Raw genomic sequence first — 26,381 nt, forward strand, 5'->3', positions numbered from 1 at the left:
ACGATAAAAAGCCCTATCTTTGTAAACGTCTAACCGGAACCGAAGTGGAAGATTCGACATTGATAGCAAGGGTGAAAGCCGGCGACCGCGGCGCTTTCAACGAACTTTACGGCATCTACTGGGCGTCGCTCGTCAATTATGCCGGTCTGTTCGTCGGGGACGACGGGGCGGAGGATGTCGTACAGGACGTCTTCGTGCGCGTGTGGCTCCGCCGCGACAACCTGCGCGACGACGGCACGCTGCAGGGCTACCTGCTCCGCTCGGTCTACCACGCTTCGCTCAACGCCCTCAAGAAGGGCGCCAACGCCACGGCCTACCGGTCGTGGGTGGCGCAGCAGATCGAACAGAGCTGTTACGCCCATTACGATCCCGACGACAGCGAGGTGATCCGCAAACTCTACTCGCAGGAGATCGCCGGCCAAATCGATGCGGCGGTCGAGTCGTTGTCGCCCAAGTGCCGCGAGGTGTTCCGCATGAGCCATATCGAAGGACTTTCGAACCGTGAGATCAGCGAACGGCTGGGCATTACGCTTTCGACCGTCGAAAACCATATCTACAATGCCCTGAAGCAGCTCCGACAAAAATTAAGTCACTATAAGATGCTGATTCTCTTGACAATGTATATTCTTGGCAGATAATTTTTCATTTTTGCATAGGTGATTTGCCCCGGCGAGGTGTATTTAGGGTAGAAACCCAATATTCCGAACCGTGAAACAAGACGACACGACCGCCCGTTTCGACGAGCAACTGCTCACCGCCTACTTCTCCGGCACTGCGACTGCTGAGGAGGAGCAGGCGTTGCTGGCGTGGATTCGCAGCAGCGACGACAACCGCCGTACCTTTGCCGAGCTGCGCGCCGTCTGGCAGCGCGGCCGCATGCAGCGTCCCGATACGCAGCTGCAGGCCCGTTTCGTGCGTTCGCTCAACAGCCTCAACCGGCGGATCGACGCTCTCGGCGCCGACGCTCCGCTCCGCAGGAGCCGTCGTATTCCGCTGCGCCGCTTTGCAGCGGCGGCAATCGTCGCCGTGGCGCTCGCCGCGGCTTTCATGACCTACCGGGTCGCCACCGCACCTTTCGTCCATCGTTTCCACAACGCCGATACCGTGGCCATGCACGTGGCCATGCCCGACGGCACCGACGTCTGGCTCAGCCCCGGTACGACGCTCTCCTACGACGATACGTTCCGCATCGACGGCCGCAATGTCGAACTCGACGGCGAGGCCTATTTCGACGTCACGCACGATGCCGGACAACCCTTCGTCGTCACCGCGCCCGCATTCCGGGTCCACGTGCTCGGCACGGTCTTCAACGTCCGCTCCTTCAGCGGCGAACCGGTCGCCGAAGCCACGCTGGCCGAAGGCTCCGTGGCCCTGCAGCACGCCGGCGGCCGCAACCTGATCTGCCTGCATCCCGGCCAGCAGGCCGTCTATGACGCCGAGGCCGAGCTGCTCGAAGTCGACGAAGTGCCCGTGGGCGACCTGCTGCTGATCCGTTACGGGGTCGTCACCCTCGACAATGCCACGCTGCCCGAAATCGTCGCGCGCATCGAACGGACCTACGGCGTAAGCCTGCGCATCGGGGCGCAGCAGATACCCGGCGAACGCTACAATTTCAGTTTCCAGAAGGACGCTTCGGTCGAAGACGTCGTGGAGCTGCTGCAGTTCGTGTCGGGCTGTCGTTTCGAAATAATTCAGCTGAATCGATAAATAGTAACCCAACCCCAAATCCGCTCAGCCTATGGAACAAGAGTCTTTTGCTATCCTTTAGTCCGAACCCGCCGTTCGGACCGGCCTTAAAACAAACTTCTTCCTTTATTCTAATCTGAAACATAATGAAAAAATCGATTACTTCACTCCTGAAAGGGTGGTGTGCGGCTCTGTTATGCGCCGGCCTGACGCTCCCGTCGTTCGCGGCGGCCGATGCCGACGCCGCTTTCGCCGCGCAGCGCCACGATCTGAAACTGTCGCTGCGCAACGCTCCCCTGCGCGAGGTGGTGACGGCTTTCACCCAACAGACGGGCGTGGTCTTTTCCTATGAAACTTCGCTCGGCGAACGGACCCTGCCCCATGTGGACGTCGCGCTGAACGGCTCGACGCTCGACGAGATGCTGGCTTCGGTATTCGCCGGCACCGGCATTTCCTATAAGATCAAGGACAAGGTGGTTGCTCTGTCCGCGCCTCCGCAGTCCGATGCGCCGGCTGCGCGCAGCGCCGCGCAGCAGCGGAAGCAGACCGTCGCCGGCCGTGTGACCGACGAGCAGGGCGAACCGCTGGCCGGCGTGAGCGTGCTGGTGAAAAACACCCTTACGGGCACCTCCACCGATGCCGATGGCCGCTACTCGCTCTCCGTTTCCGGAAGCGGCGCCGTGCTGGTCTTCATGTACTTGGGATTCCAGACCCTCGAAGAGGAGGTCGGCGCCCGGAGTACGCTCGACGTGACGCTGCGCGAGAACAAGCAGATCCTCGAAGAGGTGGTCGTCGTGGGCTACGGTTCGGTCAAGCGCCGCGACCTGATCGGCGCCGTGGATCAGGTGGACAGCAGGCAGTTCGCCGAACGCTCCAATCCGAGCGTCTCGCGTTCGCTGCAGGGCGCCATCCCCAACCTCAATATCTCGATGCGCGACGGCAAGCCTTCGCGCGCGGCGACCATCGACATTCGCGGTACCGGCTCGATCGGTTCGGGCGGCGGAGCGCTGGTGCTGATCGACGGTGTCGAGGGCGACCTCGAAACGGTCAATCCGCAGGACATCGCCAGCGTATCGGTGCTCAAGGACGCATCGTCGGCCGCCATTTACGGCGCCCGCGGCGCTTTCGGCGTGATTCTCGTGACTACCAAGTCGGCTTCCGAAGGCGAGGTGAACGTCACCTACAGCGGCAGTTTCTCAATCCACTCGCGCACCGTCAAGCCCAACCTCGTGACCGACGGTTACGAGTGGACGACGGGTTATATCAACGCATGGAACGGCTACTACAACGGTTCGAAGGAGCTCAATTCGACGATCAACAACATCGTGCCCTATTCCGATTCGTGGTACCGGGAACTCGCCCGCCGCAGTACGGATCCCTCGCTCGAACGCGTGCGCATCAACGACAACGGCAAATACGAATATTTCGGCAATACCGACTGGACCAAAGCCTTCTACAAGGACGTGAACTATTCGCACGAGCACAACCTGAGCATTTCGGGCGGCGGCAAAAACGCCGATTATTACGTTTCGGGCCGCTTTTACGATCAGGACGGCATCTACCGCGTCGGCGACGAACGCTACAAGCAGTATAACGTGCGGGCCAAAGGCAGCGTGCGCATCCGCCCGTGGCTGCGTCTGAACAACAACATGGACTTCACGGTCGTGGACTACCACCAGCCGATGCTCTACTACAGCAACCAGCTCGTGCCGCGCATGGTCGAACACTCCGGCCAGCCCGTCAGCCTGATTACCAATCCCGACGGCACGTGGACCTATGCCGCCGTGCTGAACGGTTACGCCGGGTTCGCCGAAGGGACGAGCTACCAGCAGGAGGATAAATTCACGCTCAAGGACAAGCTCGGCGTCGAGATCGACCTCGTGAAAGACGTGCTCAAGGTCTCCGGCGACCTGTCTTACCTCTTTTCGCGCAACACGCGCGAACGCGTGACCAACATGTACACCGGCTATACCGGACCCGAATCGACCATCACGGTCAATGAAAGTCAGGGCAGCACGCTCCAGAACGTCCGTTACGACATGAACTATGTTTCGAGCAACATCTATGCGGAATACACCCCCAAACTGGGCGACGACCACTCGCTCAAACTTTTGGGCGGCTGGAATCTCGAAAAGAAGAAATACCGCACCCTGACCGTCAAGCGCGAGGGGCTGACCGTTCCTTCGAAGCCCAGTTTCGGGCTGATGGACGGCGTGACGAGCGACCCCACGGTCGGCGGTTACGACTGGAGCTACGTCGGAGCCTTCTTCCGCGCCAATTACGGCTACAAGGGGCGCTACCTCGCCGAGTTCAGCTGCCGCTACGACGGCTCGTCGAAATTCCCCCAGAATTCGAAGTGGGGCTTCTTCCCCTCGGCTTCGGTGGGCTGGCGGCTCTCCGAAGAGAAGTTCATGGGGTGGTCCGAGGGCTGGCTCGACAACTTCAAGATCCGCCTTTCCGCCGGTTCGATGGGCAACGGCAACATCGACCCCTACAAGTATATCGACTACATGACCCTCAAGTCCTCGACCGTGGTCATCGGCAATGCGCTGGGAACCTACACCGTCGCTCCGGGCGCCATTCCGCTCTCGCTCACGTGGGAGACCTCGACCACGTACGACGTCGGCGCCGATCTGGACCTCTTCAAGAACCGCCTGACGATGGGCTTCGACTGGTACCGCCGCTATACGACCGATATGTACACCGTCGGCGTGAGCCTGCCCGCCGTGTACGGCACGGCGGCCCCCAAGGGCAACAACGCCTCGCTGAAGACCAATGGCTGGGAGCTCTCCGTAGGCTGGCGCGACAGCTTCAGACTGGCCGGCAAGGAGTTCCGCTACGGCGTCAAGGCGATGGTCTGGGATTCGCGTACGTGGGTGACCAAATACATCAACCCCACGGGCAACCTCGACGACTATTACGAAGGCATGGAGCTGGGCGAAATCTGGGGTTACCGCGTCGAGGGCCTTTTCCGCGATCAGGACGACATCGACTCCCACGCCACGCAGTCCTTCCTGCAATCCTCCGACAAGGTGACGCGCCCCGGTCAGGTCAAGTTCGCCGACCTGAACGAGGACGGCAAGATCGATCAGGGCGCCAAGACGCTCTCCGACCACGGCGACCTGACCGTCATCGGCAACACCTCGGCCCGCTACCATTACGGCATCAACGTCAATCTGAACTGGAACGGCATCGGCATTTCGACCTTCTGGCAGGGCGTCGCCAAGAAGAACTGGTATCCACGCTACGATTCGGGTTACTTCTGGGGGCAGTACAACCGTCCGTTCGGCTACATGCTCAAGGCCCATACGGGCAGCAACGTCTACAGTGAGGAGCTGGACAACTGGGACACGGCCTACTGGCCCCGCTATTCGGCTTACCAGACCAACGAAAGCTCGGTGAACCGCGTGCTGACCACGCCCAACGACCGCTACATGCAGGACGTGTCGTACATCCGCCTGAAAAACCTGACCGTCGATTACACCTTCCCGGCCCATATCTGCCGCAAGATGCGGATCAAGGGGCTGAAGGTCTATGTTTCGGGCGAGAACCTCTGGACCTCCTCGCCGATGTTCAAATACTGCGACAACTACGACCCCGAAGTCATCAACGCGGGCGACTCCGACTTCCGTACGACCGAGGGCGACGGTTACAGCTATCCGATGCTGCGCACCGTGACGCTGGGTCTCAACCTCACGTTCTAATTCTCAAACCATGCAAACGATGAAAAAGCTGTTTCTGATTCTGTCGGTCGCCGCGGGGCTTGTCTCCTGCGAGGATTTCCTGACCGCCGGAGACCCCAATAAGATCGACGCTCCCTCCTATTTCCGCAACGAGAGCGATCTGGAGGCCTATGCCAACGGATTTCTGCAAACCATGATCCCGACCGCCATTTCCGTGGCCACGGGCGACGCCCGCGCCGACTACATGGCTTGGCGCGGTGAGTGGCAGTACCTCACCGACAACTTCGACGCCGACGACCAGTCGGGCTGGTCTACGGGCAGTTGGGAGGACCTGCGCAACATCAACTACTTCCTCGGCAACTTCCGCCGGGCTGCGGCCGGCGAGGCGATTCTCGACCATTACGAAGGCGTCGCACGCTTTTGGCGCGCCTATTTCTACATGAACAAGGTCAAGACCTTCGGGGCCGTGCCGTGGTATGACAGGGAGATCGACGCCAACGACCGCGAGGCGCTCTACAAGCCGCGCGATTCGCGGGAATACGTCATGCGCAAGGTGCTCGAAGACCTCGATTTCGCCTCGACGCACTGCATCACCAACGCCAAGCTCGAAGTCAATTCGGTGCGCATCACCCGCAACGTGGCGCTGGCCTTCAAGGCCCGTTGCTGTCTCTACGAGGGCACTTTCCGCAAATACCACGCGAACGATCCCTCGACCGGCAAGCCGTGGACGGCCGACGAGTCGGAGATGTACCTCCGGGCCTGCGCCGACGCCTGCGAAACGCTGATGGGCGAGGGCAAATATGCGCTGGTTTCCGATCCGGCCAAGGTCGCCACGCAATACCGGAGTCTGTTCACCAGCGAGAGCGTCGCCTCCGGCGAGGTCATCTGGGCGCGCGCCTACGACGCTTCGCTCAACGCCACGCATATCCTCAATACCTATTTCGTGAATATGCAGTACGGCAGCTACTCGCTCACGCGCCAGTTCGTCAATACCTACCTCAACCGGGACGGCAGCCGTTTCACCGACAAGGCGGGGTATGAGAAAACCCTTTTTGCCGACGAGTTCGAAAACCGCGACTACCGCCTGATGCAGAGCATCCGCTATCCGGGCTATACGCGCAGGAACAACAACGTCAATACGCCCTACGCCCCCGATTTCGGCTACTGCGTGACGGGCTACCAGCCCATCAAGTGGGTCATCGACGACACTTCGATGGACAGCAATACGGCTCCCTGCGCCACCTGCATTCCGATCCTGCGCTATGCCGAGGTGCTGCTCAACTACGCCGAGGCCAAGGCCGAACTGGGCGAATTCAGCGAGACGGTCTGGAACGCCACGATCAAACTCCTGCGCGAACGCGCCGGGGTGGACGGCGCGATGCCTTCGGCCTACGATCCCTACATGGCCGAATACTTCCTCAACACCACGACCGACATGGCCATCTTGGAGATCCGCCGCGAACGCGGAATCGAACTGCTGCTCGAAAACTGCCGTTGGGACGACGACATGCGCTGGGGTATGGGACGGCTGCTGGAACGCCCGTGGTACGGGGTCTATGTAGGCGAGCTGGGCAAGGTCTACGACATGGACGGCGACGGTTCGGGCGACGTCTGCTTCGTGCGTGAAAATCCCCCGGTGACGGAGCCGGGCGTGACCTACCGGGTGCTGGGCGGCGACTATGCGCTTACCGACGGCGACAGCGGCTATATCGAGTGCTACATCCGCATGAACCGCAAGTGGGACGACAAGAAGTACGTGCGGCCGATCCCGACCACGGCCCTCAACGACAATCCCGCGCTGGGCCAGAATCCGGGCTGGAAGAAATAAACGATTGCGAACCTGAAAAATGAAAATCATGAAACGAATATATCAGTTTTTGCTGCTGGCCGCCGGGTGCGCGGCGCTGACGACGGCGTGCAGCGACGACGATGACAGCTATCTGGTCCGCGAGACGGATTCGATCCGCTTCGCCAGCTGTCTGGCCTCGTCCAAGCAGATCACGCTCCGCTGCAACGGCAGCTGGCGAACCGTGATTCCCGAAGACGCCGGATGGCTTTCGACCTCTCCCTCCGAAGGCGTCGGCAGCGGCGCGTTCGAGTGGATCGCCGTTTCGGCCACGCACAACCGTTCCGCCGAGCGCACCGCGACCATCTACCTCGAAAGCGGCGGCAGGCAATATCCGATCACGGTCACGCAGGCCGACGGCGCCGTCGTTTACGGCGCGCCCTATGTCGAAGGCAACCTCATCGAGCAGGAGCCGTCCAAAGCGCGCCTCTGCTTCACCTACGCCAATGCCTATGGCGACGAAACGATCGACGTGAGCTGCGCCCTGGGCGGCGATTCGCAGGGCCTTTCGGTGGCCGGCGCTTCGGTGTCGCTCGTCAACGGCGGCGATACGGTGGCGCTCGACATTGCGGGAACGCCGACCGTGCCGGGCTATGCGGCCTTCGCCGTGTCGGTGGACGGCGTGCAGATCGGTACGGCCCGCGCCAAGGTGTACGCCATGAGCGAAATGCCGATCGAGGGGCTTCCCGTGACGTGGGAGTTCTGTCCCGTCAAGGGCAGTACCGAGGACGTCAATGCCCTGAAAGCCCGGCAGCCCGACTGGGTAACCGCGTCGCACAGTCTGGTTTCGGAGGACGGCCGCGCCTACATCACGGTCGTCGAAGCCGATGCCAAGACGGCTTCGGCGGTCAACAGCTGGGGCTACAACGACGGGCACGCCTATCTCAAGGGGCTCTATACCGGCGATTACTGGCTGCAGAAGATTCCGGTGAAATACCTTGTCTCCGGCACGAAGATCAACTGTACGGGCAGCATCGGCGGTTCGGGTTCTTCGGCGGGGTTCTTCCTGATCGAGTATTCGGCCGACGGGCAGACTTGGCGGCAGGCCGGCGGCGCGAAGAGCGGAACCTTCAACAATACCGAGGTGACCTACCATGTCCGCGCCTACGACAGTCCGCTTTTCGAAGGCGAGAATACGGGTTATTTCTCGTACGATTTCCCCGTCGATCTTACGATCAATTCGGGTACGCTCTGGATACGCTACCGGGTTTCGGCCAACGTGCGCATCACGGCGAACAATACGATCACTACGGGCGGAGGCGGTTCGACGCGCCTGAAGGGCACCTTCTCGGTGTCGGTCGTCGATGAGAACATGAATTGATGAAAACAACGAACAGTATGAAAAAATACCTCACTCTGCTGTTGCTGGCCGTCGTTTCGGCCGCAGCGGGCGCCGGATGCTCCTCGGACGACAGGCCGGTGCAGATCACGTCGCTCAAACTCAACGAGAAGGATCTGGAACTTACCGTCGGGCAGTCGTTCCAACTGGTCGCCGCGACCCGTCCCGCCGACGCCGGAGTCACGCTCAAGTGGAGCTCTTCCGACCAGACGGTCGCCACGGTCGATCAAACCGGACTGGTGACGCTCCGCGCCTTCGGCACGGCCGTCATTACGGCCCGCTACCGCAGCTACTCGGCCCGCTGCACGGTCGCCACGTTGCAGGAGCCGCCGCTCGATCCCTCGGCCGCGCTCGCGGCCCCGCTCTCCGACGGGATTATCTACAGCAAGAACGTACTGCTGTACGCTCCTCGGCGCATCATGCAGGGCTTCGACCTGACCGAAAGCGGCAGCATCTATTATTCGCAGGTCGGCTCCGACGGCGCGACGCTCAACATCTGCCGCGCCGCGGGTCCGGGGCTGAACGCGCAGACCGACTACATGATCCTCAAATACTTCGGCCACGGCACGCAGATCGTCGCCGAGGAGGCTTCCGACGGCAAGACCTACATCTGGCTCAACAGCAACGCCTCGGTGGACAAAAGCGGCGAATACGGCGACAACTGGTCCGTGTCGCGGGTCGAATTCGTTCCGGGCGCGACCTCCGACGCCGGCTATGCGGGAGAGACCTTTTTCCTCAACAAGGACGGACAGTACGACCAGCAGGTCTCGATCGACTTCGGGGCGCGCCGCCTGCTCATCGGTTCGCGCAGGTCGGGCGTGCGCTACTTCTGGATTTTCGACCTCGACGAAGCGTTGGCCCTGCCGCTCAAGAAGATGACGGCGACGGTGACGGTCGGTTCGGCGGGCAGCGAACACGTGACCCGCGAGATCGAGGCCCGCGACCTGAACGACTGCCGCGTGCTGGGCGGTTTCTCGGTGCCTGCCGGTTCGGACAAGGAGAACGACGTCTACTCCTATTCGCATCAGGGACACGAAGTGGCGGGCAACTACGTCTACTTCTACGAAGGCAACGCCGTCGAGACGGGCGCCGATTCGTTCGAATCGAAAGCCTATGTCACGGTCTTCAACTACAGCGGCAAGATCGTCGTGCCGCGTACCGAAGTGGCGGCCGTCGCCGACAAGGCGGGACTTGCCGCCGCGGGACTTACGACCACGGGCTATGCCGAGGGCGAGAGCCTGAAGGTGCGTGACGGCAAACTCTATCTGGGCGTGGCGTGCCGCGACGGATCGTCGGGCAACCGCCGGGCCAATATTCTTGTCTACGACTGCGTGCAGGGCGAATGACGCTCTGCGCCGTAAAACGACGAAGCCGGGGTTCGATCCCCGGCTTCGCTGTTTTCTATGGGCGAGTGTGGTTTTTTCCGTGCGAACGGCGGTTCAGTTTGCGCCTGCGTATGCGGTTTATCCTGTCCGGGAGGGCTGCACCCGCCTTTTCCTCCTGACTCCCGACGGCTTATATCGGCAGGTGCTCTTCGAGCGTGCGGCGCAGGTGGTCGCTGTCGAGGTGGGTGTAGATTTCGGTGGTGAGGATGCTCTCGTGTCCCAGCATCTCCTGCACCTGACGTATGCTTGCGCCCCCTTCGAGCAGGTGCGTGGCGAACGAGTGGCGGAAAGTATGGGGGCTGATGTGCTTGTCGATGCCCGCGCGCTCGACGGCCCGCTTGAGGATCGTGAAGACCATCACGCGCGTGAGCTGTCCGCCGCGGTTGTTGAGAAACACCGTCTCCTCGCCCGAACGTGCGCTGCGCCGCTCTTCGAGATACCGCTGTATCTTGTCCCGCGCCGTGTTGCTGATCGGCACCAGCCGCTGTTTGTTGCCTTTGCCGATGACGCGGATGTATCCTTCGCCGAAAAAGAGGTCCGAAAGCCGCAGCGAGGTCAGCTCGGAGACGCGCAGGCCGCACGAGTAGAGCACTTCGAGCATGGCGCTGTCGCGCAGCCCTTTGGTCGAGCGCATGTCGACCGTGGCGATGATGCTGTCGATCTCGTCGGTGGTGAGGATGTCGGGCAGCGGGCGTCCGAATTTGGGCGTATCGACGAACTCGGCGGGCGAAGTCTCGATCTGATCGTTTACCAGCAGGAAGTTGAAGAAACTGCGGATGCCGCACAGGCAGCGGGCCTGCGAGGTCTTTTCGCGTCCGCGGTCGTAGAGCCATGCCATGTAGCGCTCGATCATCGTTCCCTCGACCTTGCGGGGAGCGACGTCGTACTGGCGGAGGATGAAGTGCGCGAACTGGCGCAGGTCGCGCATGTACGATTCCACGGTGTTTTGCGAGAGACGTTTTTCGAGTTTGATATAGGTCCGGTAACGACGTCCCGTCTCTTCCCACTTTTTCGTATTTTCTGCCATCCTTTGCCTGCTATATTCCGAGATTATCGCTAACTTTGTCCGGGCTAAGATATATAAATTTTACATAATATGAACTATATAGCGTTGAATATTGCCTTTTCGGAGGATGAGCAGGCCGAAATACTCACCGCCGAGCTGGCCGACTATCCCTTCGAGAGCTTCGAAACCGAAGACGGGACGCTCAAAGCCTACATTCCGCAGGAGCGGCTGGCCGACTGCAAAGCCGGGGTCGATGCCCTGCTGGCCCGCTACGGCGTGCAGGGACGCTATATCGCCATCGAGACCCAGAACTGGAACGCCGTATGGGAGAGCAATTTCCCGGCCGTCGATGTCGAAGGCCGCCTGCTGATCCGTGCGCCGTTCCACGATCCCGCCCCCGAAGGGGTCATGGAGGTGGTCGTCATGCCCAAGATGTCGTTCGGGACCGGACACCACGCCACTACGTGGCTCGTTTCGCGCGCCGTGCTCGATCTGGGCGTCGCGGGTCGCCGGGGACTCGACATGGGCAGCGGCACGGGCGTGCTGTCGATCGTCGCCGCCAAATGCGGCGCGGAGCACGTCGATGCGGTCGATATCGACGACTGGGCAGACGCCAACTGCCGCGAGAACATCGCCGCCAACGGTGTCGCGGATCGCATTACGCCGATGCTGGGCGACGTGCGCCGCATCGCCGGACGGCATTACGGTTTCATTCTGGCCAACATCAACCGCAACATCCTCTTGGCCGACATGCCGGTCTATGCCGCCGCGCTCGACGCCGGAGGCGATCTGGTGATGAGCGGATTTCTGGAACCCGACGTTCCGGCGATCACGGCCTGCGCCGAAAAACTGGGACTCAGGCCCGTTGCTACGGCGGTGAAGGAGGGCTGGGTGACGGTACACGTACGCAAGGAGTAGGTTGAAGACGTACAAGGGGCGCGGGGTAGTTCTCCATACGCTCAAATACGGCGATTCATCGATGGTCGTCTACCTCCTGACCGACGCCGGCGGCCGCCGCAGTTACATGGTGCAGGGCGTGCGCAGCCGCAATGGACGCGGTTCGAAGCTGGCGCTGTTCCAGCCGATGTTTCCCGTCGAATTCGAGGGGCTGGAATCGCCGCGGCAGCAGATGCACCGCTTCAAGGAGGTGCGGGGCGGATTCGTCTTGCAGAGTCTGCCTTTCGACGTGCGCAAATCGACCATGGCGCTCTTCATGGCAGAGGTTTTGTACCGCCTCGTCAGGGAGTACGACGAACCCAACGAAGCGCTTTTCGACTTCGTGTGGAACTGCGTCGGGGCGCTCGACTCGATGGACGAGGGCGTGGCCAATTTCCATTTGTGGTTTCTCGCCAACCTGAGCCGGTTTCTGGGGTTTTGTCCCGGCAACGAATACGCCTCCGGCGACTGGTTCGATATCCGTGAGGGGCTTTATACGAAAACCCGGCCCGCGCACGTTAGCTATATGAACAGGGAGTGCGCCTGCATGTTGCGCGATTTTCTGGAGTGCGACGTGCGCTGTCTCTCGGAGATCGGTCTCAACCGCGGCCAGCGGGTCGAGTTTCTCAACGCCGTGCTGGTCTATTTCGGGTACCACCTCGACGCCATCAGCGCCGTGCAGTCGGTCCGGATTCTGCGGGAGGTTTTTTAGGAAAAGTGCAACAGAAAATAGAAGGAAAGTTATGAAAAGGATGTTTATGATCGCCGTCGCCTTGTTCGCGGCGTTTTCGCTTTCGGCGCAGGAGCCGGGTCGGTTCCGGCTCGTGCGGCCCGATTCGACCCGTACCGGCAGTTTCAGGCTTCCCGATTCGCTTCGGGTCGAGATGTCCGTTCCCGACTCGCTGGCCCACATGTCGCCGTGGAAAACCGACTTCCGGACCGCTGCGCCGATGAAGGTCAAGCCGGCCGTCTCGATGACTTCGGTGGTGGTGATTCAGAAGGAGAACCTGCCTTCGCGCGTGACCGTGATCGACAACAACTCGCTGCGCCTTGGGTCGCACTTCAACCTTTCGAACGGTCAGGCGTGGAACTGGAGTCCGTTCCCCGATGCGTTCCTCGACGCACGGACGCTCTCCTTCCCGATGCCCCGATAAGTGGGGTATGCAGATGCGCTTCGGATGCCTATCCAGCGCGGTTTTGCAGTGATTTGGTCGGGGTATCTGTCCGAATACGGGCGTAACGCGGCTGCCGGTGTTGTCGTCGGACGCTGCGATCCGTCGTAGGGGCGCATGATGTGGATGCACAACGTTCGGACCTATGCCCGAACCGTCGGGCTTGGGGGTGAAGGACGGCGTGTCGTGAAGAACAGCCTAAAGATATTTCATACTTCGGCGGGGGATTGCCCCGCCGTTGTCGTTTGTTGCGGTCGCGGCGTTCTCTTCGGCGATGCGCTAGACAATTTCGATGCTCGCACCGACCTCGATACCCGCGATGCCCGCGCTGGTCTCGATGCCCGCGCTGGTCTCGATGCCCGCGCTGGTCTCGATGCCCGCACTGGTCTCGATGCCCGCACTGGTCTCGATGCGCGAAACGACCTCGATGTCCGCGCCGTCTCTGGCGCCACCGCCTCGCGCGCATTTTCGTGCAGGTTCACGACCGTCTGCCCCACAAGCGTCCGCTCCTCTTTTTTCGGGTGTTCGCCTGCCCCCCCCCTCCGGGCCGGTGCGTGAGGTATTTGCGTCGCAAACGGCCCTTCTTGTTCGTTTTCAGTCCGGTCGCTGCCGCGTTCGGATGCCTTTCGGACCCGGTTTTGTTCTTTTTAGGTATTTTCGCGTATTGATCGGTTGCGCCGAATTTGCGACTTTTGCAGACCCAAACGATTCTGTTTATGAGATTGATTTTACCAGTTTTGCTGTCGTTCGGGCTGTTTTGCGCCTCCTATGCCCAACAGCCCGATACGCTCTGCACGGCTACGGTCGGGGAGCTTTCCGCAGAGGTCGCGGCGCTCAAGGCCAAAACGTCCGCATGGGACAAGGTGCTGGCCGCCCTGCCTGCGATTTCGGGATACCTCCAGACCGGCTACGAATGGAGCGATAACTCGTCCTCCTTCTTTATCAAGCGCGTGCGCCTGAGCCTGTCGGGCAACATCGCTCCCAAACTCGACTACCGCGTTCAGATCGAATTCGCGTCGCCGAAGATCGTGGACGCATATTTGTGTTACCGGCCGTTCGACGAGCTGAATCTCCAGCTGGGCGAATACAAACTGCCCTTTTCGATCGAGAATACCGAATACGTGCCGCTCAGGTACGAGTTTATCGAGTACCCGTTGTCGTTGTGCAAGCTGATGGGCTTCAACGATCTCTGCGGACTTTCGGCCACGGGGCGCGACATGGGAGCGCAGCTTTTCGGCGGATTTTTCCGCCGCGACGGATACAGCATCCTGAATTACAACATCGGCGTCTTCAACGGCGAGGGGCTGAACGTCAGGGACAAGAACAAGAGCAAGGACATCGTGGCACGCCTGACGCTGAAACCCGCCGCCGGATTGCAGCTGGCCGGGTCGTACTATTGGGGCGAATACGGCGCGGATTACCTCAAGCGCGTCCGTTACGGGGCCGGAGCCTGCTACGACCGCGGTCCGGTCGTCGTGCGCGGCGAATATATCTGCGGCACGACGGGCGACCTCGACAGCGAAGGCTGGTACGCCGTGGCCGGGTGGCGCGTGACGAAGACGCTGCTGCCTGCCGTGCGCTACGATACCTTCCTCGAAAACACCGCCCGCAGTTCGAGCCGCCAGACCAACTACACGGCGGCCCTTACGTGGCAGCCGGTGAAGTACCTGCGCTGCCAGCTGAACTATACCTACGAAGATTACGCTGCCCGCGACGTCTCCGGCCGCAATGTGGTTGCGCTGATGCTTTCCGGCATATTCTAATACTGAAAAACCGAACGCCTTATGAAAAAATGGATGGAACAATTCCGGGTCGAGGACTGGGTGGTAGTCTGGGTGAGCATACCCCTGCTGGCGCTTGCGGCGATCGTGCCCGCCGGACTTCCCAAGGTTCCCGCGACGCTGCTCGGCGGCGCCGCATGGAGCAATATCGCCTACCTCTTCGCCGTCGTGCTGGCGGTGCTTTACGTCGGGTGTCTTCTGTTGCGCCGCCCGCTCAGGGGCCTGCTGCCGTCGCTCGCGGTGGTTTTCGCCGTCTCCCTGCTGGCGCAGATCGTGGCCAAGATTCCCGCCGTCTCCTATTACGGCTTCGAGTCGGTTTTCTTCTCGGTGCTCTTCGGTCTGGTGATCCGCAACGTGTGGCGGGTCCCGGAGTGGATGAAACCCGCGATTCAGGGCGAATTCTACATCAAGATCGGCGTCGTATGTCTCGGTGCCACGATCCTTTTCAGCGACGTGATGAAGTCGGGCGTCTTCGGTCTGGCGCAGGCCTGTCTGGTGGTCGCCGTCGTGTGGTTCTTCGCCTATTGGGTGTCGCGCCGCATGAAGGTTGACGAGCGTACGGCGATGATCCTTTCGAGCGGCGTCTCGATCTGCGGCGTTTCGGCGTGTATCACGGCGGCCCGCGTGGCGGGCGGCGACGACCGGAAACTCTCCTACATCGTTTCGCTGGTGCTGATCGTCGTGGTGCCGATGATCTACCTGATGCCGTGGCTCGCAAATACGATTCTGCCCCTGATTTTCGACGATCCCCATGTCGTGCAGGAGGTCGCCGGCGCATGGATCGGCGGTACGATCGACACTACGTCGGGCGTGGCGGCGTCGAGTACGATCGTCGGCGAGGTCGCCAACCAGCATGCCGTCATCATCAAGGCGGCGCAGAACGTGCTGATCGGCGTCGTGGCTTTCTTCATCGCCCTCTACCTCTCGACCCGCCGCGGCGAAAAGGGCGCTCAGGCTCCGTCGCTGGGCATCGTGTGGGAGAAGTTCCCGAAATTCATCATCGGCTTCGTCGCGGCCTCGCTGGTTTTCAGCATCCTGCAGAGCAACGGCCTGTTTACGGCCGATGCGAAGGGCAAACTCGCCGAACCGGGCGTCGCCAAGATGTTCTCGACGGTCTTTTTCTCGCTGGCCTTCGTCTGTGTGGGGCTTGACACCCGCCTGAAAGAGATCGTTTCGAAGGAAAACCGCAACGCTCTATGGGCGTTCCTTGTGGCGCAGACCTTCAATATCGTCGTTACGCTGGTCATCGCGCTCGTGCTGTTCGGCGTCCTGAAACCGATGCTGGCATAGCGCAGTCTTCATAATACCGTCAACGCCCCGGCTTCCTGTTGCCGGGGCGTTTTTGTCTCCATACATTCGGGCGAAACGTCTTTTGTGGCCCGTACGGCATATTTTTCAGCCTTTTTATCCGATCTGATAATTAGTTTTGTCGGACGATCCTGCGAAAGAGATGACTGCTGAAGCCGCCCGGCGCCGGAGAAGGTTCCGGGGGCCAAAATATGAACAACTAAAAAACTGTATGTATGGCAAAAGTAAAAGTAAAATTCCGGAATTCGACGGTAGAGGGTAAGGCGGGGGTAATCTATTACCAACTCTGCCATAAATGCCAATCCCGGCAGATAACTACCGGAATTCGTCTTTTCCCCGAACAATGGGACGCCCTGCGGGAGCGGGCGGTCGTTCCCTTTGCTGGGCTCGACGGCGAGATAGCTGTCGTCCAGCGGCAGATCGACGGCGATTTGTGCCTGTTTCGTGCAATTATCGGGGATTTCGAAGCCCGGCGGGTGGAGTACGGCCTTCCGGATGTTGTCGGACGGTTCCGGTCGTTCGGGCGGGTTACCGTTTTCGCCTTTATCGAAAAGCAGATCGCCTGCCTTCGGGCGGGCGGAAGATTGGGGACGGCGCGGAATTACCGGCGGACGCTGAACAGCTTCGCCGGATTTTTGAACGGAGCGGACATTCCGTTCTCACTGCTGGACGAACAACTGGTAAGCCGGTACGACGACTGGCTGCGGCGGAGACGGATTGTACGCAATACCGTCTCTTTTTATATGCGGGTGCTGCGTGCCGTTTTCAACAAGGCGGTCCGGGAGGGCATCGTGTCGCAAAGTTCTCCTTTCCGGAATGTATATACCGGCGTGGACCGTACCCGCAAGCGCGCCGTCGGCGAAGAGACCGTCATACGGCTCCGGCGGTTGAATCTGGAACACTCCCCCTCCTTGGCGCTGGCGCGGGATATTTTTATTTTCAGCTATTGCGCGCGGGGTATGGCGTTCGTCGATATCGCCTTCCTGCGCAAGCAGGACATCGCCGGAGGGGCGATATGCTATGTCCGCCGCAAAACGGGACAGCGCCTTACGATCCGTATCGAACCCTGCATGGGCGATATCATCGAACGCTATGCGCCGGTTACCCGCACGTCGGACTATGTTTTTCCTTTGTTGAATGCGGAGGACCCGGTCCGGGGATTCTCCCAGTACCAGACTGCTCTGGGATACTACAACCGCCGGCTCAAACGGCTGGCCGAACTGCTCGGACTGGAGATGCCGCTGTCGTCCTATACTTCGCGGCATACATGGGCGACCACGGCCCGGAATCACAACGTTCCGTTGTCGATCATCAGTGCGGGAATGGGACATGCTTCGGAGAAAACGACCCAGATCTATCTGGCTTCGCTCGAAAGCTCCGTCGTCGATCAGGCGAACCGGAGCATAATAGCTTCATTGTATGTGTAATATCTCTTGGTAAGAGACCTTAATGTTGAGGGCAAAAGTATTAAAAATAAAATATATGCACAAATCTTTTGTTCTTTATTTTCGTATGCAGTGAGTTTTTCTGCGTTAAAAAAGGATTGATTATCAACGCCTTTTTTATTTTTAGTCCAAATACTGATACAATTAGGCCTTCGTATGCCGGTATTGTACGATCGGCCGTGAATCGCTGAAGATTTCCAACGCAGATCTTTTGCCGATTTATAAAAACAAGATATGAACCGCAAGCCATTCTTCTTAATATCAATTCATTACTGACCACACACATCTCTTACCAAGAGACTGTACTGTGAAATGTGAAAGTGTTCTTATGGGAGGCGCGTAAGTGATTGAAAATCATTGCAATAAATGGTTTTCGATGTCCCCGTGGAATGCTTTTTTTACAACCATACCTCTCTTTCCGACCTTTTTTAGTCTAAGAAAAGCATGATGAACAGTCCGGATACAGCTGCCGAATGGTATGTTCTGCGAGTGACCTATCAGCGGGAACTTTCGACGAAGGAGTATCTTGACAAACTGAACATCGAGAATTTTGTGCCGGTACGGGTTGTGCGCCGCCGGAACTCCAAGGGACAGTTTTTCCGGGCTTGCGAAGTCGCCGTGCACAACTATATTTTCATCCGTTCGACACGTGAGGTCATCGACGAATTGAAAACCTATAAGCTACCTATGCTTCGTTATGTGATGCACCCGCAAAACGGTGAGAATCAGATTATGATCGTGCCCGAAGAGCAGATGCGGAATTTTATTGCCGTTGCGGGCAATGAAGACGAACAGGTGCTTTTCATGTCGCCCGAAGAGGTCGCCTTGTCGAAAGGGGACAAGGTGCGGATCACGGGCGGCGTATTCGAAGGGGTCGAGGGCCTGCTCATGCGGGTGAAGAATTCCCGCGGGAAACGGGTCGTGGTCAAGATCGACGGCATCACGGCGGTGGCTACCGCCTCCATTCCCTCGGCGCTGGTCGAAAAGATTTGATGGCCGGATTCGGTTTTCCTGAATTGCAGAGATTGATTTTTTGGAAGTTATGACGCCGGAATATTTGAAAGAAGCGCTGCCGTCCCTGCTGAATGCCGATTTTGCGGGGGCGACGAATGTCCGCCTGCTTTGGTTGGCGCGGGCGTACGCCGCATTGTGCGGTCTGGTGACGTTCGATTCGCCGGCCGGTGAGTTCGGAACCCGGAGAATCTGGCTGCAAAGGATCGATACGCTGTTCGGTGTGCTGCGGGAACGCTGCCGCCGCGAGTCGGATGCTGCGCTGCGCTGCCGGATGGTCCATGCCATGTATACGCTCGTTTGCGGGACCGTGTCCGGCGACGTCTCGAAAAAGAAAGAGGTCTGTTTCGCAATGGCCGACGAACTCGTCCGGGATTGTCTCGGCGGCAACGAAAAGCGCTCTTCTCTCCGACCGGACGAATCGGAATTGTTGATCCGGACAGGTGTTTGTCATTGTCTGATCGACTTGCTTTACCCCGGTCCGGACGCCGGCGACGAATATCTGCTGCTTCTGAAACGGCAGATTGCCGGCTGGATCGCCGAAATGAACCGGGACGGCAGCTGGAGCGGCGTGTCGCCGGATGTTGCGCTGGAGCGTATCGGCGTGATGAACCGCTATTCGTATGCGTTCCTCGACAAAACGAATGACCGTGCGGTAAATCGGTCGTTCGAATACTTCCGGAACTCTTTGCCGGTTCCCGAAGACGCCGGCAACTTCGACGAAAATTACCTCTATACTTTGGTCCGGCTGTACGATGCGGCGGTTCTGGGCAATGCGTATGATCCGGACCCTCACCTTGCATGGCGAATCGCCCGCTTCATGTACGATTACGGCCGGACTCCGTTCTGTTCAGACGACGATCGCTTCTGCTGCGTCTGCTGTGTGGTTTGTCATGTCGCCGAACGAATCGATATCTGGCAATCTGCTCCTACGGAGCGATATATTGCATAATGACAGTCTTGAATCTTTATCTTGTTTATACTCTCTGTATATTCCACATATTCTACCTGCTGTCTCGGAAAATAAATAATTGGTATGGCAACGCCTCTTTGCTACACAATCATTATTCCCTTCTTCATAGCTCTTCTGTTGGTCGGCTGGATACATCCCCGGCTGGTGAAGATCGCTCTGCTGAAAAATATCGTCGATAATCCGGATGCCCGCAAATTGCAGCGTACGCCGGTTCCTGTCCTCGGCGGAGTCGCCGTCTTTTTCGGAGTCGTGATTGCGATCGGATGTATGAGCTCCGTCGTTGATTGCTCCGGTCTGCCGGTCGTAATTATGGCCATGATGGCGATGCTCTATACGGGGACGATGGACGACATTCTGAGTCTTTCACCGGGTTTGCGATTCGTGATCGAGATCGTCGTCGTTTTATTGCTGATTTTCGTTGGCGGTTACTGTATAGACGATTTTCATGGATTGTGGAACATCGGCCGGTTTTCTTATTGGTATGCAGTGCCTTTGACGGTCGTTGCGGCGGTAGGTATTATCAATGCCATCAATTTGGTAGATGGCGTCAACGGTCTCTCGTCCGGCTATTGCATTATGGCTTGTCTGATCTTCGGCACGCTCTTCTTTCTTTCCGGCGAAGAGTCGATGACCATCTTGGCCGTGGTCTCGGTCGGCGCTCTTATTCCCTTTTTTCTGCATAACGTTTTCGGCAAAACGTCGAAAATGTTCATCGGTGACGGCGGAACGCTTGTCATGGGCGTTGTCATGTCGGTTTTTGTAATCGAGATCCTGCAGAACGGGTCGCGGGCCGCTGCGTATGTGGATCCGAACGTGGGACTGGTGCCTTTTACGCTGGCGGTATTATCGGTCCCCGTATTCGATACGCTGCGGGTGATGTCGACGCGCATATTGAAAGGGACCTCTCCGTTTCGTCCCGATAAGACACACCTGCATCATATGTTTATCGACCTCGGATGCTCCCATGTGGCGACGACACTGGCTATTCTGGGGGTGAATATGTTTGTCGTGTTGTGCTGGTGGTCGCTGGAAGCTTCGGGCTTTTCGATCGCCGTCCAGTTGTATGCGGTCATTGCCGTAAGCCTGCTGGTCACTTCCGGTCTCTACCATTTCATGCAGTGGCATATCTGCCGCGATACGCGATTCATGAGGGCGATGCGGCGGCTGGGCTACAAAACCCACATCAGCCGTACCGGGATTTTCTTCTGGTTGCAGCAGGTAATGGACAAGGTCTGAATTTCGCACGGCGGAATCTTCCGGCCGGGCGGTTGTTTGCATAATATTCTTTAAAGGATAATTCGGAAATAAAGCAATACGGTATAATATGAAAGGCATCATTTTGGCGGGCGGCAGCGGCAGTCGGCTGTATCCGATCACAAAGGGGGTCAGCAAGCAGCTGCTTCCGGTCTACGACAAGCCGATGGTCTACTACCCGCTCTCGGCGCTTCTTCTTGCGGGCATCCGCGAAATCCTCGTGATCTCGACTCCGGAGGACCTTCCGGGTTTCCGGCGTCTGCTGGGCGACGGCTCCGACTACGGCGTGCGTATCGACTACGCGGCACAGCCATCTCCGGACGGTCTTGCACAGGCATTCTTTATCGGCGAGGATTTCCTCGGCGACGACTCCGCGTGCCTCGTTCTTGGCGACAACATCTTCTACGGTTCCGGCTTCACGGGTCTTCTTCGCGAGGCCGTCCGCACGGCGGAGGAGGATGGCAAGGCCACGGTCTTCGGCTACCGTGTCGACGATCCCCAGCGCTACGGGGTCGCGGAGTTCGACGGTGAGGGCAACTGCCTTTCGATCGAGGAGAAACCCGCCCATCCGAAGTCTAACTACGCAGTCGTGGGCCTGTACTTCTACCCGAACAAGGTCGTGGATGTGGCCAAGAGCATCAAGCCCTCGGCCCGCGGGGAACTTGAGATCACGAGCGTGAACCAGTGTTTCCTGCAAAGCGGCGAGCTGAAGGTGCAGACGCTCCAGCGCGGCTTCGCATGGCTGGATACGGGCACGCACGACTCCTTGGCCGAAGCCTCGATCTTCGTGGAGGTCATCGAGAAGCGTCAGGGACTTAAGATCGCCTGTCTGGAAGGCATCGCCTACCGCAACGGGTGGATCACGGCGGACAAACTGCGCGCACTTGCCGAGCCGATGCTCAGGAACCAGTACGGACAATACCTTTTGAAACTCCTCGACGAACCGGAAGCATAAACGATGACAACGATTGATCAGAGAGAAAATAGCCATGTATTCTCGATCATGAAAGGATTGGGGATTATTTTTGTTGTTGCAGGGCATACAGCGTATTCTCCGGTTCATAACTTTGTATACCTGTTTCATTTGGCTGTTTTCTATTTCGTAGCCGGATATTTCTTCAAGGATAAATATATAGACGATAAACTTTTATTCGTTTGGAAAAAAATTAAAAGTTTGTGGTTTCCGCTGGTCGGATACGGAATCGTTTTCATGCTGTTGCACAATCTCTTTTTCAGAGCTCATTTTTATAATCCTCTGACCAGTCATTTGTATACGCGACAGGACTATTTCGATTGTCTTAAATATTTTTGTTCTTGCGTTACTCCGGAACAATTGTTAGGGGCATTGTGGTTTCTGAGAAGTCTTTTCATCGTTTCCTTCTTGTTCATGATCGGAGTCTGGATTTCCAAACGGCTGTCAGACCGATATTCCGATATAATTTTAGGGGGGGGGATTTTGTTCGCAGTGGTCCTTTGTTCTGTTTTTGATGCTGAGATACAGCAGATTGATATTCTGATTATACGACGGATTTTATCTAACGAGTGTTATTTGACCGCTATTTTATATATGGGGCGAATGTTTCGGAAATACCAGCGATATATGCCTGTTAATATATGGAGCATCGGGGTTTTACTGATGTTACTGCTCTTCTTGCAATATAAAAATGTAACGGTGGCAATCGCCAGTTCAATTTTCCCGCCGCTCCCTGTTTTCTATTTTGCATCGGCCGTCGGTTGTCTGTTTACTTATACTTTGGCTGTATACATACATAATCTACCGACTCTGTCGCGTATTATGATCTATGCCGGAAATGCGTCTTTAGCTATCATGGCTCTGCATTTTCTTGCATTCAAAGTTGTCAGCCTGCTCCAGATTCTGATATATGGTTATGGCATTGATTATTTGTCCGCATTCCCTGTTATCCCGGACCGGATAAATATCTGGTGGGTTCCATACGTAGTTTGTGGTGTCGCTTTGCCGCTGTTATATACAAGTGTTAAACAAATACTTGTTCTTCAATCCGGTCGATTATACGGTCAACTGATCTTAAAATTTAAACTATGAAAGTCGTTCCTACCGCCATAGAGGGCGTTGTTATCCTAGAGCCGGAGGTTTTCGGCGACGCGCGGGGCTACTTCTTCGAGAGCTACTCGCAGCGCCGCTTCGACGCAGAGGTCCGTCCCGTGCGGTTCGTGCAGGACAACGAATCGCACTCACGCTACGGCGTGCTGCGGGGCCTCCATTTCCAGAAGGGGCGGTACTCCCAGTCGAAACTCGTCCGCGTGGTCCGGGGCCGCGTGCTCGACGTCGCGGTGGATATCCGCCGCGGCTCCCCCACGTTCGGCCGCCACGTGGCGGTGGAGCTGACGGAAGACAACAAGCGTCAGTTCTTCATTCCGCGGGGCTTCGCGCACGGCTTCGCCGTTCTGAGCGACGAAGCGACGTTCCAATACAAGTGCGACAACCCCTACTCCCCCGAATCGGAGGGCGCCATTGCATGGAACGACCCTTCGCTGGGCATCGACTGGCGTCTGGCCCCCGAAGATGTAATCCTCTCGCCCAAGGACAGCGCCCATCCGCTGCTGTCGGAGGCCGGGGAGCTGTTCGACTATAATACGAACTATTATAGTTTATGACGACTTTATTTTTTGTATTTCTGTTCCTAGTGTTATTCAAACAAATAATACTAGTCTCCTCGATATTTCCGATGGCTTTTTATTACAGGTTCAAAAGGAACCGACAATTTCAGTCGTCAGAATCCGTCTCCCCCCCCCCTCGTTAGGCAACAAAAAGGAGGCATTACAGGTCGAATCAAACTTCTATGCAGTGGATATTTCCGTTATAACTTGTTCCAAATCGCTTATATTCCGTCACATATAATCCGGGATTTTCTTTATAAGAAAGTTTGTCTGGTCGAAATCGGTCCTAAAGCTGTTATTTATTTTGGAGCGGAGATAAGAGAGCCTTATAAACTGAAAATCGGAGAGGGGAGCATTATTGGGGATCGGGCGGTTTTAGATGCGCGAAATGGAATATCGATAGGTGCGAATGTCAATCTCTCTACAGAAGTACATATTTGGACAGAGCAGCATGACCATAGAGATCCGGATTTCAAATGCAATTCAGATGACAGTTTTCGCGTCGTCATAGAGGATCGGGCATGGCTCGGTCCGAGAACGACGATATTGCACGGGGTTACAATTGGTGAAGGCGCCGTCGTCGCAGCCGGCGCCGTAGTGACAAAAGATGTTGCTCCCTACACGATCGTCGGTGGGGTTCCCGCAAAAAAGATAGGCGAACGTACACACGATCTACGATACGAATTTTCCGGAGATTATATTCCTTTTTATTAAACTTATGAATATCCTGATTACGGGAGCGAACGGACAACTTGGGCGCTCCCTGCGGCGTCTGGGCGGCGTTTCGCCCCACAACTACCTTTTTACGGACGTCGCGGAACTAGACATCACCGATGCGGCTGCCGTCCTGCGAACGGTCGAGGAGCGGCGCATCGACGTTATCGTGAACTGCGCGGCCTACACCGACGTGGAGCGGGCCGAGGAGGACGAACCGACGGCGGAGCTGCTGAACCACAAGGCCGCGGGCAATCTGGCAGCTGCGGCCAAGGCGACGGGCGCGACGCTGTTCCACGTCTCGACGGACTACGTCTTCGACGGCACGGCCCATACGCCCTACAGGGAGGATACGGCTCCCTCGCCGCTGGGAGCCTACGGGCGTACGAAGCTTGCGGGCGAACGCGCCGTCATGGCGTCCGGGTGCCGGTATCTGATCTTCCGCACGGCGTGGCTCTATTCGGAGTACGGACACAACTTCCTGAAGACGATGCTGTGTCTGACTTCGGAGCGGGATACGCTGCAGGTGGTCTTCGACCAGATCGGCACTCCGACCTACGCCGGGGACTTGGCGCTTGCGATCTTCTCGATCATCGAGTCGGAACGCTACGCGGGCAACGAGGGCGTGTACCACTTCACCGACGAGGGCGTCTGCTCGTGGTACGACTTCGCGACGGAGATCGCCGCGGCCGCGGGTCACGACTCATGCCGCATCATCCCCTGCCACACGTCGGAGTTTCCGACCAAGGCCGCACGCCCGGCCTACTCGGTGCTGGACAAAACCAAAATCAAGACCACCTTCCAGATGGACATCCCCCACTGGAGGGAGTCCATGATCTACTGCCTGAAACAAATTGAAAAATAAATCATTATGATACCTAAAATCATCCATTTCGTATGGTTGGGAGGAGGGAAATACCCCCCCCCGGTTCAGGATTGCATAGACTCTTGGAAGAGGATCTTGCCGGATTATACCATAAAGCGTTGGGATGAAACGAATTTCGATATAGATTCTGTTCCGTGGGTAAAGGAGGCTATTCAAATGAGGAAATGGTCTTTAGCCTCAGATTATATCAGACATTTTGCCCTTTATACGGAAGGTGGTATTTATATGGATACTGATGTCAAAGTATTCAGACCTTTTGATGAGTTTTTATCTTGGGACTTTTTTTCTTCTGTTGAATATCATCCGACCTATTTTTTATCACAAGGTATTCATCAAATAGACGATGCCGGAGTCGTCCGACGGGATGGGGATATTGTCGCAGGACTGGGATTGTTGGCAGCTTTGATAGCCTCCAAGGAAGCTAATCCCTTTATTAAGGAATGTTTGGATTATTATGGCTCCCGGCATTTTATTCAAGAGGACGGATCTCTATATGTAGATGTCATAAATCCGGGCATTATGGCGATGTTGGCAACGAAGTATGGATTCCGCTATAAAGACGAGAATCAGCTCCTTGACGGAAATATGATGGTGTATAGCTCAAGCATATTCGCAGGCGATCCTGCGACGAGAAGCAAGGAGTCCTATTCCATGCATTATTGTGACGGGTCTTGGCGGGAAAAAACTCTGAAAACCCGAATGAAAGATTATATAAAGGGAATTTTATATAAGAAAAGAAAATAATTCATTAATATTGAATATATGCAACGCACTATCCTCATCACGGGCGGCGCGGGCTTCATCGGCTCGCATGTGGTCCGTCTTTTCGTGACCAAATACCCCGATTACCGGATCGTCAACCTCGACAAGCTGACCTATGCTGGCAACCTTGCCAACCTGCGGGACATCGAGGAGCGGCCGAACTACACTTTCGTCAGGGGCGACATCTGCGACTTCGAGGCGATGCGTGAACTGTTCCGGCAGTACGGCATCGACGGGGTGATCCACCTCGCAGCCGAGAGCCACGTGGACCGCTCGATCAGGGATCCGTTCACCTTCGCGCGTACGAACGTCATGGGCACGCTGTCGCTGCTCGAAGCTGCGCGGGAGCATTGGAACGGCAATTGGGCGGGCAAGCTGTTCTACCACATCTCGACCGACGAAGTGTACGGCGCGCTGGAGCTTACGCGCCCCGCGGGGGACCCTGCGGGCTGCGAGAGCGGCGGCGGTCCTTTCGGGGAGGAGTTCTTCACCGAGGAGACGAAGTACGACCCGCACAGCCCCTACTCGGCGTCGAAGGCTTCGTCGGACCACTT

General features: G+C 57.6%; 23 protein-coding genes. 22 read left to right on the forward strand and 1 reads right to left on the reverse strand.

Features of this window, described 5'->3' with window-relative positions:
- Window positions 1-44 precede the first annotated feature (44 nt).
- The 6 genes from ACESTR_RS03060 to ACESTR_RS03085 all read left to right on the forward strand — a co-directional run bounded on the left by ACESTR_RS03060 (window position 45) and on the right by ACESTR_RS03085 (window position 9,900).
- Window positions 45-638: an RNA polymerase sigma-70 factor gene (locus ACESTR_RS03060; RefSeq protein ID WP_042493394.1), complete on the forward strand. Its 594-nt coding sequence runs from the start codon at window positions 45-47 to the stop codon at window positions 636-638.
- Between the two features lie 70 nt (window positions 639-708).
- Window positions 709-1,707 (forward strand): FecR family protein, encoded by a 999-nt coding sequence (locus ACESTR_RS03065; protein ID WP_130063635.1) that lies wholly within the window; start codon window positions 709-711, stop codon window positions 1,705-1,707.
- A 125-nt stretch (window positions 1,708-1,832) separates the two neighbouring features.
- A complete protein-coding gene (locus tag ACESTR_RS03070; RefSeq protein ID WP_278714362.1) occupies window positions 1,833-5,390 on the forward strand; it encodes a SusC/RagA family TonB-linked outer membrane protein in 3,558 nt (1,185 codons plus the stop codon).
- Window positions 5,391-5,409: 19 nt separating this feature from the next.
- Window positions 5,410-7,197 carry a RagB/SusD family nutrient uptake outer membrane protein gene (locus ACESTR_RS03075; protein WP_009599155.1) on the forward strand — a complete coding sequence of 596 codons (1,788 nt, stop codon included), beginning with the start codon at window positions 5,410-5,412 and terminating at the stop codon, window positions 7,195-7,197.
- Window positions 7,198-7,225: 28 nt separating this feature from the next.
- Window positions 7,226-8,536, forward strand: coding sequence for a BACON domain-containing protein (locus ACESTR_RS03080; protein ID WP_022044072.1), 1,311 nt, complete (start codon window positions 7,226-7,228; stop codon window positions 8,534-8,536).
- A 17-nt stretch (window positions 8,537-8,553) separates the two neighbouring features.
- Window positions 8,554-9,900 carry an Ig domain-containing protein gene (locus tag ACESTR_RS03085; RefSeq protein ID WP_279063646.1) on the forward strand — a complete coding sequence of 449 codons (1,347 nt, stop codon included), beginning with the start codon at window positions 8,554-8,556 and terminating at the stop codon, window positions 9,898-9,900.
- Window positions 9,901-10,069: 169 nt separating this feature from the next.
- Here the strand turns inward: ACESTR_RS03085 and xerD are convergent, their stop codons facing one another.
- Window positions 10,070-10,966 carry a site-specific tyrosine recombinase XerD gene (gene xerD / locus ACESTR_RS03090; protein ID WP_009596903.1) on the reverse strand — a complete coding sequence of 299 codons (897 nt, stop codon included), beginning with the start codon at window positions 10,964-10,966 and terminating at the stop codon, window positions 10,070-10,072.
- 69 nt (window positions 10,967-11,035) lie between these two features.
- Here xerD and prmA point away from each other — a divergent pair, with 69 nt between their 5' ends.
- From prmA to ACESTR_RS03170, 16 genes are all read left to right on the forward strand, one after another.
- Window positions 11,036-11,863 carry a 50S ribosomal protein L11 methyltransferase gene (prmA, locus tag ACESTR_RS03095; protein WP_009596826.1) on the forward strand — a complete coding sequence of 276 codons (828 nt, stop codon included), beginning with the start codon at window positions 11,036-11,038 and terminating at the stop codon, window positions 11,861-11,863.
- A 1-nt stretch (window position 11,864) separates the two neighbouring features.
- On the forward strand, window positions 11,865-12,593 hold the full coding sequence (gene recO, locus ACESTR_RS03100; RefSeq protein WP_009596800.1) for a DNA repair protein RecO: 729 nt from the start codon (window positions 11,865-11,867) through the stop codon (window positions 12,591-12,593).
- 31 nt (window positions 12,594-12,624) lie between these two features.
- The gene (locus ACESTR_RS03105) at window positions 12,625-13,035 is read left to right on the forward strand and encodes a hypothetical protein (RefSeq protein WP_237958576.1); all 411 of its coding nucleotides are present in this window, start codon (window positions 12,625-12,627) and stop codon (window positions 13,033-13,035) included.
- A 734-nt stretch (window positions 13,036-13,769) separates the two neighbouring features.
- On the forward strand, window positions 13,770-14,816 hold the full coding sequence (locus ACESTR_RS03110) for a porin (protein WP_014775276.1): 1,047 nt from the start codon (window positions 13,770-13,772) through the stop codon (window positions 14,814-14,816).
- A gap of 21 nt (window positions 14,817-14,837) precedes the next feature.
- A complete protein-coding gene (locus tag ACESTR_RS03115) occupies window positions 14,838-16,124 on the forward strand; it encodes a YeiH family protein (protein ID WP_009596885.1) in 1,287 nt (428 codons plus the stop codon).
- Between the two features lie 233 nt (window positions 16,125-16,357).
- The gene (locus ACESTR_RS03120) at window positions 16,358-17,569 is read left to right on the forward strand and encodes a tyrosine-type recombinase/integrase (protein ID WP_009596859.1); all 1,212 of its coding nucleotides are present in this window, start codon (window positions 16,358-16,360) and stop codon (window positions 17,567-17,569) included.
- A gap of 465 nt (window positions 17,570-18,034) precedes the next feature.
- Complete coding sequence (locus ACESTR_RS03125) at window positions 18,035-18,580, forward strand: UpxY family transcription antiterminator (protein ID WP_039939772.1); 546 nt, start codon at window positions 18,035-18,037, stop codon at window positions 18,578-18,580.
- A 49-nt stretch (window positions 18,581-18,629) separates the two neighbouring features.
- Window positions 18,630-19,550 (forward strand): hypothetical protein, encoded by a 921-nt coding sequence (locus ACESTR_RS03130; protein WP_014775273.1) that lies wholly within the window; start codon window positions 18,630-18,632, stop codon window positions 19,548-19,550.
- 84 nt (window positions 19,551-19,634) lie between these two features.
- Window positions 19,635-20,807 (forward strand): glycosyltransferase family 4 protein, encoded by a 1,173-nt coding sequence (locus ACESTR_RS03135; protein WP_279063616.1) that lies wholly within the window; start codon window positions 19,635-19,637, stop codon window positions 20,805-20,807.
- 88 nt (window positions 20,808-20,895) lie between these two features.
- Window positions 20,896-21,780 (forward strand): glucose-1-phosphate thymidylyltransferase RfbA, encoded by an 885-nt coding sequence (rfbA, locus tag ACESTR_RS03140; RefSeq protein WP_009596821.1) that lies wholly within the window; start codon window positions 20,896-20,898, stop codon window positions 21,778-21,780.
- 3 nt (window positions 21,781-21,783) lie between these two features.
- The gene (locus tag ACESTR_RS03145; protein WP_014775270.1) at window positions 21,784-22,890 is read left to right on the forward strand and encodes an acyltransferase family protein; all 1,107 of its coding nucleotides are present in this window, start codon (window positions 21,784-21,786) and stop codon (window positions 22,888-22,890) included.
- Window positions 22,887-23,462, forward strand: a complete 576-nt coding sequence (gene rfbC, locus ACESTR_RS03150) for a dTDP-4-dehydrorhamnose 3,5-epimerase (RefSeq protein ID WP_009596823.1) — start codon at window positions 22,887-22,889, stop codon at window positions 23,460-23,462. Before ACESTR_RS03145 ends, rfbC begins: the two co-directional genes overlap by 4 nt.
- Before the next feature lie 210 nt (window positions 23,463-23,672).
- Window positions 23,673-24,179, forward strand: coding sequence for an acyltransferase (locus ACESTR_RS03155; protein WP_009596896.1), 507 nt, complete (start codon window positions 23,673-23,675; stop codon window positions 24,177-24,179).
- Window positions 24,180-24,183: 4 nt separating this feature from the next.
- Window positions 24,184-25,044, forward strand: coding sequence for a dTDP-4-dehydrorhamnose reductase (gene rfbD / locus ACESTR_RS03160; protein ID WP_373178791.1), 861 nt, complete (start codon window positions 24,184-24,186; stop codon window positions 25,042-25,044).
- Window positions 25,045-25,050: 6 nt separating this feature from the next.
- Window positions 25,051-25,809, forward strand: coding sequence for a glycosyltransferase family 32 protein (locus ACESTR_RS03165; RefSeq protein WP_009596846.1), 759 nt, complete (start codon window positions 25,051-25,053; stop codon window positions 25,807-25,809).
- A gap of 18 nt (window positions 25,810-25,827) precedes the next feature.
- Window positions 25,828-26,381, forward strand: a 554-nt coding sequence (locus ACESTR_RS03170) for a dTDP-glucose 4,6-dehydratase (protein ID WP_373178793.1), incomplete at its 3' end; no start/stop codon positions are given.

It is taken from the genome of Alistipes sp. DJF_B185 (assembly GCF_964250025.1).
GTDB lineage: Bacteria > Bacteroidota > Bacteroidia > Bacteroidales > Rikenellaceae > Alistipes > Alistipes finegoldii.

Bases quoted from the DNA above. Each gene is read 5' to 3' on its own strand.
- ACESTR_RS03070 (WP_278714362.1), top strand. From the start codon at position 1,833: ATGAAAAAATCGATTACTTCACTCCTGAAAGGGTGGTGTGCGGCTCTG.
- ACESTR_RS03075 (WP_009599155.1), top strand. From the start codon at position 5,410: ATGAAAAAGCTGTTTCTGATTCTGTCGGTCGCCGCGGGGCTTGTCTCC.
- ACESTR_RS03080 (WP_022044072.1), top strand. From the start codon at position 7,226: ATGAAACGAATATATCAGTTTTTGCTGCTGGCCGCCGGGTGCGCGGCG.
- ACESTR_RS03085 (WP_279063646.1), top strand. From the start codon at position 8,554: ATGAAAAAATACCTCACTCTGCTGTTGCTGGCCGTCGTTTCGGCCGCA.
- xerD (WP_009596903.1), bottom strand. From the start codon at position 10,966: ATGGCAGAAAATACGAAAAAGTGGGAAGAGACGGGACGTCGTTACCGG.
- prmA (WP_009596826.1), top strand. From the start codon at position 11,036: ATGAACTATATAGCGTTGAATATTGCCTTTTCGGAGGATGAGCAGGCC.
- ACESTR_RS03105 (WP_237958576.1), top strand. From the start codon at position 12,625: ATGAAAAGGATGTTTATGATCGCCGTCGCCTTGTTCGCGGCGTTTTCG.
- ACESTR_RS03110 (WP_014775276.1), top strand. From the start codon at position 13,770: ATGAGATTGATTTTACCAGTTTTGCTGTCGTTCGGGCTGTTTTGCGCC.
- ACESTR_RS03115 (WP_009596885.1), top strand. From the start codon at position 14,838: ATGAAAAAATGGATGGAACAATTCCGGGTCGAGGACTGGGTGGTAGTC.
- ACESTR_RS03120 (WP_009596859.1), top strand. From the start codon at position 16,358: ATGGCAAAAGTAAAAGTAAAATTCCGGAATTCGACGGTAGAGGGTAAG.
- ACESTR_RS03125 (WP_039939772.1), top strand. From the start codon at position 18,035: ATGAACAGTCCGGATACAGCTGCCGAATGGTATGTTCTGCGAGTGACC.
- ACESTR_RS03130 (WP_014775273.1), top strand. From the start codon at position 18,630: ATGACGCCGGAATATTTGAAAGAAGCGCTGCCGTCCCTGCTGAATGCC.
- ACESTR_RS03135 (WP_279063616.1), top strand. From the start codon at position 19,635: ATGGCAACGCCTCTTTGCTACACAATCATTATTCCCTTCTTCATAGCT.
- rfbA (WP_009596821.1), top strand. From the start codon at position 20,896: ATGAAAGGCATCATTTTGGCGGGCGGCAGCGGCAGTCGGCTGTATCCG.
- ACESTR_RS03145 (WP_014775270.1), top strand. From the start codon at position 21,784: ATGACAACGATTGATCAGAGAGAAAATAGCCATGTATTCTCGATCATG.
- rfbC (WP_009596823.1), top strand. From the start codon at position 22,887: ATGAAAGTCGTTCCTACCGCCATAGAGGGCGTTGTTATCCTAGAGCCG.
- rfbD (WP_373178791.1), top strand. From the start codon at position 24,184: ATGAATATCCTGATTACGGGAGCGAACGGACAACTTGGGCGCTCCCTG.
- ACESTR_RS03165 (WP_009596846.1), top strand. From the start codon at position 25,051: ATGATACCTAAAATCATCCATTTCGTATGGTTGGGAGGAGGGAAATAC.